Raw genomic sequence first — 14345 nt, 5'->3', positions numbered from 1 at the left:
GTGCAACCACTCCGACAGGCATCCCGTGTCCTAGGTGGAAGGGCGGTGCGGATGACGGCCACGGACGATTTCGATGACTTCTACCGGGACACCTCGCGGAGGCTGGCCCGATACGCGTACGGCCTGACCGGCGACGCCGCCGAGGCGCAGGACCTGGTGCAGGAGGCCTATGCGCGGGCCTGGCAGCGGTGGCGCCGATTAGCCGGCTATGAGAACCCCGAGGCCTGGTTACGCCTGGTGGTCAGCCGTCTGGCCGCGGATCGGTGGAGACATTTGGGTGTACGCCGGAACAGGCTCACGAACGCACCGGCGCCACCACCCGCGCCGCCGCCCTCGGAGGACACCGTCCTGCTCGTGAAGGCCATGCAGACGCTCCCGGCCGTCCATCGCCAGGCGCTCGCCCTGTACTACCTGCTCGACCGTTCGGTGGCCGACATCGCCGCCGAGACCGGCGCCTCCACCGGCACGGTCAAGTCCTGGCTGTCCCGAGGCCGCGCCGGCCTGGCCGCCGCCATCGGCCCGATCTCGCAGAAGGAGGAGAGCCACGATGCCCGCTGACCTCGACGACATGCTCGCCCAGCTCGGCCGCGACGCCGACAGCATCCCGCTGGCCGGCGCGCCGCACGCCCGGCAGCGCGGCCGGCAGCGCACCCACCGCCAGGCGGGCGTCTCGGCCGCCCTGGCGGTCTGCCTGGTGGCGGTCGGCGTGGGCGTGGCCCTCTACCGCCCGCATCGGGAGACCGACCGGACGGTCTCGCCGACGCCGTCGAGCCGGGCCCTGACCGAGGTCGGCTCCCCGGTGAACACGGGTGGTCCCGCCTCCTCGGTGGCCCAGGCCGTCCGGGACGGGAAGCTCTTCTCGGCCTGGGTGACGCCCGGCGGCGAGATGTACCTGAACGCGGCCGACCTGCACACCGGCGCGGTCCTCTGGGACATCGCCGAACGGGCCGGCGCGGTGACCGACGTCCGCGCCCTTCCCGGCGCCGTGATGGTCCGCGTGGAACGGTCCGTCGCCTTCTACGACCCGGCGAACGGCGACACGATCCGGCGGTTCCAGGTCGACGACGCCGACGAGCTCGTCCCGTACGACAACGTCCTGGTCCGTCTTTCGGCCTCGAACGGCCAGGTCGTGGCCCGCGACCTCCGGACGGGCCGGCCCGCCTGGTCGGACACCTCGCATCCCACGGCGCGCGTCCTCTCCGACGGCGACCGTCTGATCCAGGTGACGAAGGCCGGCCAGATCCTGGTCCGGAACGCCGCCGCGGGCACGGTGCTGCGGACCATCACGCCGGCCAAGCCGCCGGGCTCCCAGTTCCTGATCGCCGGTGGCCGGCTCTTCCACGAGACGATCCCGTGTTGCGACACCGCGGCCTACCGCATCGTCGCGACCGACCTGACCACCGGGAAGTCGGACGTGATCTTGAGCGCCGGCCCGGAACGGTTCATCGGAATGGACGCCTGCGGGACGAACCGGCTTTGTATCCTCGACGCCGGTCCTCAGAACACCCGGCGGGTGACCGCGCTCGACGTCGTGAGCCGCAGGCAGCTGTGGCGCTCACCGGCCCCCGACTCCTCGGCGGGAATCTCGGCGAACGGCGAGAACGTGCTCGTGGGAGGTCCCGGCACGACGGCGGTGCTGCTGGCCCCGGACGGGTCCTCCTCGTTCCGGACGCCCGACGCGAGCGTGAGCTGGCTGGGCGACGACAAGCTGCTGATGACGCCGGCACTCGCGGCCGGCCCGGTCACGACATACGGGATCGCCGACCGGCGGCTGACCCGGCTCGGCGACCTTCCGCGCCGGATCGGGCCCTGCGTGAACACCGCCGATCGGCTGGCCTGCCCCACCGAGGACAGCCTGCGGCTCTGGAGCCTTACCGGATGACCTGACCGCGCAGCACGATCCGGCTGGGCGCGCGCACGACGCGCAGATCGCGCCGGGGGTCGGCCTCGTAGACCACCAGGTCGGCGAGGCCGCCCTCGACGAGCCCCGGAAAGCCGAGCCACTCGCGGGCCCGCCACGAGGCACTGGCCAGAATCTCCCCGGCCGGCAGGCCCGCCTCCTCGAGGATCAGCATCTCCTCGGCGACCAGCCCGTGCCGGATGCCTCCACCGGCGTCGGTCCCGACGTAGATCGGCACCCCCGCCTCGTACGCCGCCCGCACCACCGACGGGAACCGGTCACGCAGCTCGATCATGTGATCGGCGTACCCGTCGAACTTCCCCCGCGCCTGCTCCGCGATCTTCCCGAACGTCCTGATGTTGATCATCGTGGGCACGAGGGCCGTCCCTCGCCGCGCCATCTCGTCGATCAGGTCGAGCGACAGCCCCGTCCCGTGCTCGACGGAGTCGACACCCGCCCGCACCATCATCGCCACGCCCTCCTCGGAGAACGTGTGCACGGCGGCCCGCACCCCGGCGGCGTGCGCCGCCTCGACCGCCGCGGTCATGGTCGCCTCGTCCCACGAGGGCGCCAGGTCACCGACCCCCCGGTCGATCCAGTCCCCGACCAGCTTGACCCAGCCGTTACCGGCCTTGGCCTGCGCCGCCACGGCATCGGCGACATCAGGAGCCTCGACCTCGATCCCCACCCCACGCAGATAGCGTTTCGGCGGCGCCACATGCCGCCCGGCCCGGGCCAGCCGCGGAATCCCCGCTTCGTCATCCAGCTCCGGATACGGAAACGGCGACCCCGCATCCCGCAGCGCGAGCACTCCGGCGTCCCGATCCCGCCCCGCCAGCTCCCGAGCCTGATCAAGGCTTTCGATGGGCTTGGCCCCCAGAGCGATCCCGAGATGGCAGTGCGCATCCACCAGCCCCGGCACCACGAACCCACCGTCACTGATGGTCTCCGCATCCCGGACCGGCTCGAACGTGACCCGATCCCCCACCAGCCAGAGATCCTTCACGTCCCCATCGGGCAGGATTGCCCCGCGCACATGAAAAGCCATAGGACAGTCCTACCCGACGGCACATTCACCTGTCAGGGCTGGTCGGCCTCTCTGAGCCGATCCCGCTCACGAGTCCACGCCGGCAGGTCGAGCGTGATCCGCCATGGCTTCTCGATCGCGACTCGCTGATCGCTTTCCTGCTGAAGGCGATACTGGCCATCCGCATCGAGGGCGAACTCGGTGAACGTCACGCGTTCAGCCAGCGGATCAATGATCCAGTAGAGCGGGATCCCCGCTCGGGCGTAGTCATCCCACTTACGTTTTCGATCGTAGATCTTGGAGGATGGTGAGATCACCTCGACCGCGAGAGAGACGTCTTCCACACGTTGCGGCGATCGAAGGCCTTTCGAGAACGGAATGACCACGACGTCCGGACGGCGCTCGTTGCGACCGTCCAGCCAAACCGACTGGTCCGAGCTGAGATAGAAGTCGGGTGGCCGATACTGATGCATCGCCATCAAGACGTAGGTGCTGATGTTTTGATGCAGAGGCACTGCGGACGGGGTCAAGACGAGCCTTCCGTCGATCAACTCGTAGTGGAGATCCTCGGGAAGGTCCACCAGGTCGTCGACAGTCAGGTCTCGCCGCTCGAGCAGGCGCGGATCAACGAGCTGCAGGGAAGCGGTCATCGATTCCTCCTCGATGGGATCGCCACTCATCATACTAGCTCCGCGCCTAGTTGCTCCATGACATTTTCCGGTCACCGGCGAGGCCGGTTGTTGCTTCTGATCCGGTCCCGCCGCCGCGTCCAGGCCGGAAGGTCCAGCGTGATCTCCCACGGCTGATGAACCGTCACGAGAGCGCTCGTCTCGACCACCTGGTCGTACACCCCCGGAGCGCTCAGCACGAACTGAGTGAAGGTGACCCGCTCGGCCAGCGGGTCGACGATCCAATAGGACGGAATCTCCACCGCCGCGTACTGCTTGAGCTTGAATCCTCGATCGGTCGACTTTGAAGAGGCCGAGACGACTTCGACGGCAAGGAGGACGTCTTCCGGAAGGACCGGCGAGCAGTCACCGCTCTCCTCCCGCAGAAGAACGACATCCGGATGAAGCTCCGTACCCGGCCCGATCAGGACCGCCTGCTCTATGTTGATCATGAACTCGTCGGGGCAGTTCACCTCGATGGCGTCGCCGATCTTCTTGCTCAGAAGCTGATGCGTGGTCTTGGCTCGGGGGGACAAGACAAGCCTTCCTTCGATCAATTCATATCGAAGATCCTCAGGAAGGTCGGCAATGTCGTCGACAGTCAGGTCCCGCCGCTGAAGCAGGCTGGGGTCGGGAAGCCGAAGTGCAGCGGTCATCGATTCCTCCTCGATGGGATCGCGACTCACCATACTAGCTCCGTGACTAGTTGCTCCGTGCCATTTCGGACTCAGCTGCCTACGCCATCGTAAAACGAGCCCCCCGTCGATCAGCTCACAGCGCGGATCGTCCGGAAGGCTCGCCAGGTAGTCGACGGTCCCGACGGGCACGGGGGCAGTCATGTGACTACTTTATGCCCGACCAGGCATGGTCAGCGGTTGTCGTCGTCCTTCTGCTGCTTCATCAGCTTGTTGAAGTCGAGGTTGGGCAGCTTGAAGCCGCCCGGCCCGCCCGCTCCGCCCAGGGCGTTCGGGTCGAGGCCCGGCGGGAGCTGGGGCATGCCGCCCGGGAAGCCGGCCGGCAGGCCGCCGCCTCCGGCGCCGGCGCGGGGGCGGTTGCCGCCCTTCGTGCCCTTGCGCTTGTTCTTGGGGCTCTTCGTGGCCTTGCGGCGGCCGCCGGGCAGGCCCATCATGCCGCTCATCTGCTTCATCATCTTCTGGGCGTCGGTGAAGCGGTTGAGCAGCTGGTTGACGTCCATGACGGTCACGCCGGAGCCGTTCGCGATGCGGGCGCGGCGGGAGCCGTTCAGGATCTTCGGGTTCTGGCGCTCGCCGGGGGTCATCGACCGGATGATCGCCGTGACCTTGTCGAAGTGGCTGTCGTCGAGCTCGTCGAGCTGGGCCTTCATCTGCCCCATGCCCGGCATCATGCCGAGGATGTTGGCGATCGGGCCCATCCGGCGCACCGCGATGAGCTGGTCGAGGAAGTCCTCGAGGGTGAAGGTCTCACCGGCAAGCAGCTTGCCGGTCATCTTCTCCTTCTGGTCCTCGTCGAAGGCCTGCTCGGCCTGCTCGATGAGGGTGAGCACGTCGCCCATGCCGAGGATGCGGCTGGCCATCCGGTCGGGGTGGAAGAGGTCGAAATCTTCGAGCTTCTCACCGGTCGACGCGAACAGGATCGGCTCGCCCGTGACGTGCCGGACCGACAGGGCCGCACCGCCTCGGGCGTCACCGTCGAGCTTGGAGAGGACCACGCCGGTGATGCCGACGCCGTCGCGGAACGCCTCGGCCGTCTGCACCGCGTCCTGGCCGACCATGGCGTCGATGACGAAGATGACCTCGTCGGGGTCGACCGCGGCCCGGATGTCGGCCGCCTGCTTCATCATCTCGGCGTCGATGCCGAGACGGCCGGCGGTGTCGACGATGACGATGTCCTTGGCCGACCGCTTCGCGTGCTCGATCGAGTCTTTCGCGACCTGGACCGGGTCGCCGACGCCGTTGCCGGGCTGCGGGGCGTAGACCTCGACGCCGGCCCGGCCGCCGAGCACCTGGAGCTGGTTGACCGCGTTGGGGCGCTGGAGGTCGGCCGCGACCAGCAGCGGCTGGTGTCCCTGGTTCTTCAGCCAGCGGGACAGCTTGCCGGCCAGGGTGGTCTTACCGGAGCCCTGGAGGCCGGCCAGCATGATCACCGTGGGCGGCTGCTTGGCGAACTGGAGCCGCCGCCCCTCGCCGCCGAGGATGTTGATGAGCTCCTCGTGGACGATCTTGATGATCTGCTGGGCCGGGTTGAGGGCCTGCGAGACCTCGGCCCCGCGCGCCCGCTCCTTCACGTTGAAGATGAAGGACTTGACCACGGGCAGCGCGACATCGGCCTCCAGCAATGCGAGACGGATCTCGCGTGCGGTGGCGTCGATGTCGGCATCGGTGAGCTTGCCCTTGCCGCGGAGCTTGGTGAAGATCCCGGAAAGGCGGTCACTCAAAGTGTCAAACACGGTGCGACTTCCCCATGGTCAGAAGGTGGGTGGTGCACCGCAAGCCTAACCGGCCGCGCGCAGCCTTACTTGTTGCGCATCCGGTAGGTCTTCGTCGCGGCCTCGATCCGCCGCTGCGTACGCCCGTCCTGAGAGATCGACTTCTTGGCCTTGGCGTAGAGGAAGTAGCCGCCGCCGATCACCAGAGCGCCCACGATCAGGTAGAACAGCACCGGCCCGATCAGGTTGGCCGCGACCCAGCCGACCACGACGACGCCGGCGATCAGTGCCACGAGAAATGCGATGGCCTTGCCCATCTTCAGCCTCCCCAGGTTGTGAATCCACCATGACTCAGAGAAGCAACCCGCCGCATCAGCCGTATCCCTTAGGGGTCGGCCCCTGAAGATCGGCCACGTCACACCGGCAAATCGCGTATACCGGTGATATAGGGCGTCACTTACGGCGCGGGCGCCAGTTGAGGGTCACAGCGACAGCGACTGACCCCGGCGGAAGGACGACGGCGTGCCCTTGCGGCGGATCCTCGGGCTGGCGCCCTGGCCTGTCCGGCGGCGCGTGATGCGCCAGATGGAGCTGCGGCTCCTGCCCCACCTTCCGGCCGATCGCCGGCTTCGGGCGGCGCGGCGGGTGGTTCCGCTGGGACCCCGGCGCCGGCTCCTGCCACCTGCGGCCGAGGCGCCGGCTCTGCGGGTCCGCACGGCCGCGGCGCGCCTCGAGGCCCGTCGTTCCCTCTGGTCAGATCCGGCTTCCGTACGGCGTGAGAACCTCGACCGGGTCGTCGCGTCGCTGGCCACCGCCGGCATCGACTGGTTTCGCGTACCCACCGAATCGCTGACCCGTACGGCCGTGGCCGTGCCCGAATCCGACCGCGCCCGGGTCCTGGCCGCGCTCGAAGCCCTCACCTCGGCCGAGGTGGGCCGCCTGGAGATCGCCGGCCGCCGCGACACCACCCGCCTGCTGCGGGTCTGCTGGCCGGTCACCGACCACGGCGGCCACCTCGTCTACGGCACCGAGTACGCCTGCGACGTCGAGCTGTGGCGGGCCGCCGACGGCCGCCTGAGCGCACCGCGCCCCAACCCGGTGGCCGACTCGATCCCGGCCGGCGAGCCGGCGACGCTCGCCCCGGAGCCGGTCTTCGGCTCGTTCGGCGTGCCCGGCCCGCTGCCGCGCTACCGCACCCGCGAGGTCTTCACCATGGTCAGCCCCGACCGGGTGGCCTTCCCGGTCGACGCCGTCTACACCTGGGTCGACGGCGCGGACCCGGCCTGGTTCGAGCGCAAGGCGCGGGCACTGCGCGACAACGGCTGGGTGGCCGCCTCGAACGGGCAGACCGCGAACCGGTCGCGCTTCGCCTCCCGCGACGAACTGCGCTACTCGCTGCGCTCGCTGCACGCGTTCGCGCCCTGGATCCGGCACGTCTTCCTGGTCACCGACGACCAGGTGCCGGCCTGGCTCGATCTCGACCGGGCCGACCTGACAGTGGCCAGCCACCGGGAGATCTTCGGCGACACCGGGCGGCTGCCGACCTTCAACTCGCAGGCGATCGAGTCGCGGCTGCACCGCATCCCGGGCCTGGCCGAGCATTTCCTCTATCTGAACGACGACGTCTTCCTGGGCCGCCCGGTGCCGCCCGAGATGTTCTTCACGCCGGGCGGGCTGACCCGGTTCTTCCCGTCCGGGGCCCGGGTCGACTCGTCGCCGCGGCGGCCCGGCGACACCCCGGCCAACTCGGCCGGCAAGAACAACCGGGACCTGATCCGGGACACGTTCGGCCGGGTGCTGACCCGCAAGATGAAGCACACGCCGCACCCGTCGCGGCGCAGCGTGCTGGCCGAGATCGAGCTGCGCTTCGCCGACGAGGTCCGTGCCACCTCGGAGCACCAGTTCCGGCACCCGGATGACATCGCGCTGCTCTCCGGGCTCCAGCAGTACTACGCCTATCTGACCGGGCGGGCCGCCCCCGGCGAGATCGAGTACATGTACACCGACCTGGCCGACCCGTCGACGCCGTTCCGGCTGGCCCGGCTGCTGCACAACCGCAACCTCGACGCGTTCTGCCTCAACGACACCGACTCGCCGGCCGCGCTGGCCGGCGAGCAGGCGGCGCTGCTGGCCGAGTTCCTCCCGGCCTATCTGCCGTTCCCCTCGCGCTGGGAGCTCAGCACACCCCGCGCGGGCACCATGTCCGCGTCCTCGACCCGCCGGCCCGTGATCGCACGGCAGGCGACCCGCCACCGTCTAGCCGAAAGGCCCCTGTCATGAGCGTGGACGTAGTGATCCTCGGCCTCGGCTACGTCGGGCTGCCGCTCGCGCAACAGGCGGCCCGGGCCGGGCTCACCGTGACCGGCTTCGACGTGCAGCCTCCGGTGGTGGCCTCGCTGGCCGCCGGCCGCTCGCACGTCGACGACCTGAGCGACGCCGACGTCGCCGAGATGCTCGCGGCCGGCTTCCACCCGACCACCGACGAGCGGGCCGTCGCCGCCGCCGGGACGGCCGTCATCTGCGTACCCACCCCTCTCGCCGAAGGCGACGGCCCCGATCTGCGCGCGGTCATCGGCGCCACCGAGGCGATCGGCCGCAACCTGCGCCCCGGCATGCTGGTGGTGCTCGAGTCGACGACCTATCCGGGCACCACCGACGAGGTCGTCCGGCCGTTGCTGGAAAGGCTTTCCGGGCTGACCGCCGGCATCGACTTCCACCTGGCGTTCTCGCCCGAGCGGATCGACCCGGGCAACGAACGGTTCGGCGCCCGCAACACCCCGAAGGTGGTCGGCGGCTACACGCCCGCCTGCACCGACCGGGCCGCCGCCTTCTACGGCCGTTTCGTGGACACCGTGGTCCGCACCCGCGGCACCCGCGAGGCCGAGACCGCGAAGTTGCTCGAGAACACCTATCGGCACGTGAACATCGCACTGGTCAACGAGATGGCCCGGTTCTGCCACGAGCTCGAGATCGACCTGTGGGACGTGATCCGGGCCGCCGCCACGAAGCCGTTCGGCTTCCAGGCCTTCTATCCCGGGCCCGGCGTGGGCGGGCACTGCATCCCGATCGACCCGAACTACCTGAGCCACAACGTCCGCAGCCGGCTGGGCTATCCGTTCCGTTTCGTCGAGCTGGCCCAGGAGATCAACGCAACCATGCCCGACTATGTGGCCCGGCGGGCGCAGAACCTGCTGAACGCGGACGGCCAGGCCGTGCACGGGGCCACCGTGCTGCTGCTCGGGGTCACCTACAAGCCGAACATCGCCGACCAGCGTGAGTCGCCGGCCACCCCGCTGGCCCGTCAGCTGGCCGCGCTAGGCGCGACAGTGCTCTACCACGACCCGCACGTTCCTCAGTGGACGGTGGGCGACGTGGAGGTCTCCCGCACCGACGACCTGGAGGGCGCCGCCACCTCGGCCGACCTGGTGATCCTGGTGCAGAACCACCGCGAGTACGACGCCGACCACCTGGCCGGCCTCGCGAAGCGCTTCTTCGACACCCGCGGCGTCACCACCGACCGCCAGGCGCACCGCCTCTGACCGAATCGCCGGTGGCGGCGGCACCGGCCAATAGTGGATCATGCGCGCCATGCGCCGCCTCGCCCTGCATGTCGCCGTCGCCCTGACGGTCGCCGCCCTGTTCGCGGCGGCCGCCGCCTGGCCGGCCTGGCACGCGTTCGCCGGCGATCTGCCCACCGACGAGCGGATGCACGCGCTGGCCGGGATGGTGGTGGAGGGCTCGGAGAAGGGCACCGACATCAGCCGGGTCGACCACGTCGCCGGCTCCAGCTACGGCGACGACGTGGCGGGCGGCTCCAACCCGCTGCTCGGCGTGGACGATTACGGGCCGGGTTTCGCCGAGACGTCGTTCGGCGCCGCGAAGACGGACCTGACGGCGGCCCGGCAGCGCCTGGAGGCCGACGGATGGCGTGTCGGCGCGGACGGCGACGGGCTCACCGCGGCCAACGACGACTGGCGGCTGACGTTCCGGCCGACCGACGGCGAGGGTTCGGACGCCGTGCTGAAGGTGCAGCGGGCCGCGCCGATCGCCGCGCTGGCCCTGACCGCCCTGGCCTGGATCGCCGGGCTGGTGATCGGATGGCGTGCGGCCGGGCGCTTCGACAACCCGCTCGGCCTGGCCGCGCTCGTCTTCCTGGCCCTGAACACCCTCAGCGTCACCGGAAGCCTGCTGGAGGACGCGATCGCGGTCCGCGGCACTGGGCCTTTCCCGCTGCCCTGGGACTTCGCGTTCTTCTACGGGGCCCGGCCGTTCGTGGTGTTCGGACTGGCGCTGACCGCGCTCACCCTGATCTTCGGGGGCCGGGCGCGGGCCGTCCACTCCTCCGGCACCGACAGGCCGTCCGCCCGCTCCTGAATCAGATAGCGCGGACGGCCGCGCACCTCTTCGTGGATGCGGGCCAGATATTCGCCGATCACGCCGAGCCCGAGCAGCACGAACGTGCCCATCACCAGCAACAGCAGGATGACCGTGGGGAAGCCCTCGACCGAGCCCCCGCCGATCCAGCGGATCAGCGTCTGCGCGCCGAGCAGCACCGCGAACGCGGCGAAGGCCATGCCGACCAGGGTCACCAGGTGCAGCGGGGCCGAACTGAACGAGGTGATCCCGTTGACGGCCAGGCGGAACAGCGACCGGATCGTCCAGCGGGAGCCGCCGCCCTCGCGGTGGTCGATGTCGACCTCGATGGTGCTGCGGCGAAATCCGATCCAGCTGCTGGTGCCACGAAAGAACGACGAATGCTCGGGCAGGCGCAGCAACGCGTCCAGGGCGGCCCGGCTGAGCAACCGGAAGTCGGTGGCGCCGATCAGGTCCACTTTGGTCAGTCCGGTGAACGCCCGGTTGAACAGCCGGCCGCCGAGCCGCCCGATCAGCCCCTGCCCGGTGCGGTTGCGCTTGACCGCCTCGACGACGTGCGCGCCCTCGCGCCAGCGCTTCACCATGGCCGGGATCGCCGTCGGCGGGTGCTGCAGGTCGGAGTCGATGACCACGACGGCGTCGCCGCTGGCGTGCTCGAGCCCGGCCAGCACGGCCGGCTCCTTGCCGAAGTTGCGGGAGAGCTGGACGCCGCGCACCCGCCGGTCCAGCAGTGACTGCCGCACGATCCGGTCCCAGGAGTCGTCGCCGGAGCCGTCGTCGACCAGCACGAGTTCGTAGCGCAGCCCGGCGCCGGTGAGTACCTCGGTGAGCCGGCGCACGAATCGCTCGACGCCCGGCCCCTCGTTGTAGACCGGCGCGACCACGGAGATGAGCGCGCTCATGCCCGGGCAAACGACGCGCCGGAGCAGAAGGTTGCGATTTACCGGAGAAGCTCGGCCAGGGTCGGCGGTTTCGCCCGATCGACGATGATCGTGCGGACGGTGTCGTGGTCGCGGTAGAGCCGGGACAGCCGTTCGGAGAACACGTCCTCCCACGAGCGGTCGGGCCGGTGCTTCTCCCAGGTCACGCGGTCGGGCAGATATTCGAGCAGCACGCTGTGGTCCCCGCCGGCCTCGGCCGCCGCGCAGTCGGTCATCACCACCGGCCGATGGTCCGGACTGACCAGCAGCCGCTGGCGCAGGGTCAGCACGACGTCGCGCAAACCGGCCGCGTCCATCCCGATCACCACGTAGAGGTGGACCGGCGGCCGGGCGGTGGCCACCGGCGCGTAGCCCGGCCCCGCCGGCGGCCGCGCGCCACCCCGGTTCCTTCCACGCCACCGGTGCAGCACCGCGCGCACAGGATTGCGGAGCGCCGACACCGGCCCGAACCCGAGCAGGCGGTCGGCCCGCTTGCGCTCCCGGTCACGTTCCCGCCGGTACGTCTCGGCCAGCCGCCGCTCCTCGACAAGCCGAGCCTCGAGCGACCGCAGCCGCCCCGCCATCGCCGCCAGCTCCCAGCGCGCCCGCTCCATCCCGTCAAGCGCCCGCCCCGGCGACACTAGCGCCCGCTCCCGAATCCCCAACGCCCCTTCGTCAGCCCACTCTTGAAGCCCACGCGGCCCTCCCCCGCTCCCGCGAGCCCCTTCTTCAACCCGGCGCGGCCTTTCCTGAAGCCCGCGCACCCCGCTCTCGACCCCGCGCGGCCCTTCCCCAAACCCGCGCGGGCCTTCCTCAAGCACACGCGGGTCTCCCTCAAGTACACGCGGGCCTTCCTCAAGCACACGCGGGCCTTCCTCAACCGCGCGCGGGCTTTCCTCGAGTCCGCGCGGACCCTCCTCAAGCGCGCGCCGGCTTTCCTGCGGGCCGGGCAGCCGCTCCGGGGCGAATTCCCGCACGTCTAGCCCCTCACCCGGGCGCGCAGCCCGCTAAGCCAGGTTGCGGCGGCCGCCGCGCCGTTGGAGAAAGCCAGCTCGGTGCAGCGCCCGCGCAGCGCCGCCCGCACCTCGGGGCGCACGACGGCGTCCAGCACCTGCTCCAGCTCGTCCGACTCCGGGTCCTCTACGGTGAGCGCCACCCCGGCCGCGTCGGCGAATCGGGCCCGCCCGCGGTCCTCCTCCCGGCCCGGCACGAAGACCGTGGGGATGCCGTAGGCGAGCCGCTCGTGGAACGCGTCGTAGCCGGCCCCGGTCACCGTCAGGTCGAACGCCCGCAGGCAGCGGCTGGGCGGCTCGTCCCGGACGACCCGGAAGCCGTGCCGTCCCAGGTGTTCCGCGATGCCCGCGACGGTGCCGGGCGCCAGCAGGGCCAGCGGCCCGTCGCCGAGCCCGAGTTCCTCGCGGGCCGCGGCCGGCTCCAGCAGCTCGCCCGGGTCGAGGAACAGGACGGGATCGACGCGGTGGGCCCGGTCCTCGTCGGGTACGGCGAGCGCGGCGAACTCGCCCGGCTCCAGCACGTGGACGCCGTCCCACCCGGCGCCGGGGTGGCGTGGGCGCAGGGCGCGGCGCATCCACACCCAGACGATGTCGGTCCGCTCCCGGGCGGCCTGGACGATGCCCTCGTGCGGCACGCCGTCGACCACCACGACTTCGGGCGCGTGCAGCTCGGCGAGGTGGGTGAGGCGGTCGCGCAGCAGGCGGTTCCAGCGCGCTTCCGAGGCGCCGAGCGCCTCCCGTGACGGCAGCCGCTCCGTGAGAAAGCCCTCGGCCTGAGCAAGGGCGGAGGCAGCTTGCGGGGAGGGGCGTGGCGAGGCGGCGTAGAAGGAGCCGGGATGTGGCGAGGCGGCGTGGAAGGAGGCGGGGTGGGATGACGTGGCGATGATGGCGGCCATGTCGCTCGGCAGGCGGCGGGCGATCGCCGTGCACACCTTCGCGCCGTCGTCGCCGAGCATCAGCAGGCGGCGGGGTGGGGCGATCACGACCGGGCGCGGGTCGCGCCGGGGGCCGGGCACGTTGAGGCGGGGCCGGATGCCGTAGCGGGCCAGCCGCGCCAGGTGCGAGCGGTGGCCGTAGTGCCGCTCGGCGAACTCGCGGGCCCGCCCGACCACGCCCCGGTAGCGGTCCGGGTCCGCGTAGACCTCGCGGACCAGCGACGCGACCCGGCCCGGCGACGAGTAGAGCGCGGCCCCGCCCAGGAACGGCCGCAGGTGCTCCCCCACGATCACCGGCACCCCGGCCGCCATCGACTCCAGGGCCGAGCGGGAGAACGTCTGCTGGAAGTCGATCAGGAAGTCGAGGGTGCGCAGGAACTCGCCGGGCAGTTCGGCCCCGTACGGGACCAGTTCCCAGTGCGGGAACGGTGAGCTGTCGCCGAACCACCGCACCCGCAGGTCGCCCAGGTCGATCGGGAACGGCCCGCGCAGGCCCACGACCGGCTCGCCGGCTACGAAGCCGTCCCGGTCGCGCCACCAGTGCGCGACGTCGATGATCTCGTGCCAGTCGGTCGTCGTCACCCGCACGCCGGGCGCGACCCGCAGCAGCTGTTCGCGGGCCTGCGGGCCGGTCGGCGCCCACGCCGCCTCGGCGCCGAACCAGCGGCGGGCCTGTTCGTAGACCGTGGGCTCGACCGGTGGCTTGCCGACCACCAGGACCGTCCGTTCCGCGCGTACGGACAGGGCGGCCGGGCGGGTCCACGGCCGCCGGACCACCAGCAGCCGCGCCGCGACCGGCTGGTCGTCGCGGGCCAGCGTGGCCGCCCCGTCGCGGATCAGGTCGCTGATGCGGGGCCGGAAGCCGAAGCCTTCGGCCGCGCGGGCGTCCGGCGCGTGGATCAGCACGGTGCTCAGCGCCGCCTCGGCCTGGGCGTGCACCTCGGCCGCGACGGCGGCCGACGCCCCGCCGGGTTGCCGGAAATCGGCCAGGACGGCCACGTCGTGCACGGTCACAGGCTGCCTAACGATCTTGACAGGGGGCCGTGACGCCGGGCGAACCGTTCGGCAACCGAAGAGCGCCGTTACCGCACCCATTCAACG

General features: G+C 70.9%; 12 protein-coding genes. 4 read left to right on the top strand and 8 right to left on the bottom strand.

Annotation, left to right across the window (positions count from 1 at the left end):
• Window positions 1-51: 51 nt before the first annotated feature.
• Both CRP55_RS05740 and CRP55_RS05735 read left to right on the top strand, forming a co-directional pair.
• Window positions 52-558 carry a SigE family RNA polymerase sigma factor gene (locus tag CRP55_RS05740; protein WP_097318442.1) on the top strand — a complete coding sequence of 169 codons (507 nt, stop codon included), beginning with the start codon at window positions 52-54 and terminating at the stop codon, window positions 556-558.
• Entirely contained in the window at window positions 548-1882 is a 1335-nt protein-coding gene (locus CRP55_RS05735; RefSeq protein ID WP_097318439.1) for an outer membrane protein assembly factor BamB family protein, read from the top strand. Before CRP55_RS05740 ends, CRP55_RS05735 begins: the two co-directional genes overlap by 11 nt.
• Here CRP55_RS05735 and CRP55_RS05730 read toward each other — a convergent pair.
• The 5 genes from CRP55_RS05730 to CRP55_RS05710 form a co-directional block, all read right to left on the bottom strand.
• The gene (locus CRP55_RS05730) at window positions 1872-2948 is read right to left on the bottom strand and encodes an amidohydrolase family protein (RefSeq protein ID WP_097318437.1); all 1077 of its coding nucleotides are present in this window, start codon (window positions 2946-2948) and stop codon (window positions 1872-1874) included. The genes CRP55_RS05735 and CRP55_RS05730 overlap by 11 nt on opposite strands.
• A 32-nt stretch (window positions 2949-2980) precedes the next feature.
• A complete protein-coding gene (locus tag CRP55_RS05725) occupies window positions 2981-3577 on the bottom strand; it encodes a Uma2 family endonuclease (RefSeq protein ID WP_097318768.1) in 597 nt (198 codons plus the stop codon).
• A gap of 71 nt (window positions 3578-3648) precedes the next feature.
• On the bottom strand, window positions 3649-4434 hold the full coding sequence (locus CRP55_RS05720; protein WP_245922799.1) for a Uma2 family endonuclease: 786 nt from the start codon (window positions 4432-4434) through the stop codon (window positions 3649-3651).
• Between the two features lie 29 nt (window positions 4435-4463).
• Window positions 4464-6023 (bottom strand): signal recognition particle protein, encoded by a 1560-nt coding sequence (gene ffh / locus CRP55_RS05715; protein WP_097318434.1) that lies wholly within the window; start codon window positions 6021-6023, stop codon window positions 4464-4466.
• Between the two features lie 65 nt (window positions 6024-6088).
• The gene (locus tag CRP55_RS05710; protein WP_097318432.1) at window positions 6089-6319 is read right to left on the bottom strand and encodes a hypothetical protein; all 231 of its coding nucleotides are present in this window, start codon (window positions 6317-6319) and stop codon (window positions 6089-6091) included.
• A 205-nt stretch (window positions 6320-6524) separates the two neighbouring features.
• Here CRP55_RS05710 and CRP55_RS05705 point away from each other — a divergent pair, with 205 nt between their 5' ends.
• Both CRP55_RS05705 and CRP55_RS05700 read left to right on the top strand, forming a co-directional pair.
• The gene (locus CRP55_RS05705) at window positions 6525-8282 is read left to right on the top strand and encodes a stealth family protein (protein ID WP_097318430.1); all 1758 of its coding nucleotides are present in this window, start codon (window positions 6525-6527) and stop codon (window positions 8280-8282) included.
• Window positions 8279-9541, top strand: a complete 1263-nt coding sequence (locus CRP55_RS05700; protein WP_097318428.1) for a nucleotide sugar dehydrogenase — start codon at window positions 8279-8281, stop codon at window positions 9539-9541. Before CRP55_RS05705 ends, CRP55_RS05700 begins: the two co-directional genes overlap by 4 nt.
• A gap of 714 nt (window positions 9542-10255) precedes the next feature.
• Here the strand turns inward: CRP55_RS05700 and CRP55_RS05690 are convergent.
• From CRP55_RS05690 to CRP55_RS05675, 3 genes are all read right to left on the bottom strand, one after another.
• Window positions 10256-11278 (bottom strand): glycosyltransferase family 2 protein, encoded by a 1023-nt coding sequence (locus tag CRP55_RS05690; protein WP_097318423.1) that lies wholly within the window; start codon window positions 11276-11278, stop codon window positions 10256-10258.
• A 38-nt stretch (window positions 11279-11316) separates the two neighbouring features.
• Entirely contained in the window at window positions 11317-11910 is a 594-nt protein-coding gene (locus CRP55_RS05685; RefSeq protein WP_097318420.1) for a hypothetical protein, read from the bottom strand.
• A 365-nt stretch (window positions 11911-12275) separates the two neighbouring features.
• Complete coding sequence (locus CRP55_RS05675; protein WP_245922798.1) at window positions 12276-14252, bottom strand: glycosyl transferase; 1977 nt, start codon at window positions 14250-14252, stop codon at window positions 12276-12278.
• Between the last annotated feature and the right edge of the window lie 93 nt (window positions 14253-14345).

The sequence above is a fragment of the Paractinoplanes atraurantiacus genome, from assembly GCF_900215205.1.
Lineage (GTDB): Bacteria > Actinomycetota > Actinomycetes > Mycobacteriales > Micromonosporaceae > Actinoplanes > Actinoplanes atraurantiacus.
This window is presented reverse-complemented; position numbering and strand designations above follow the sequence as displayed.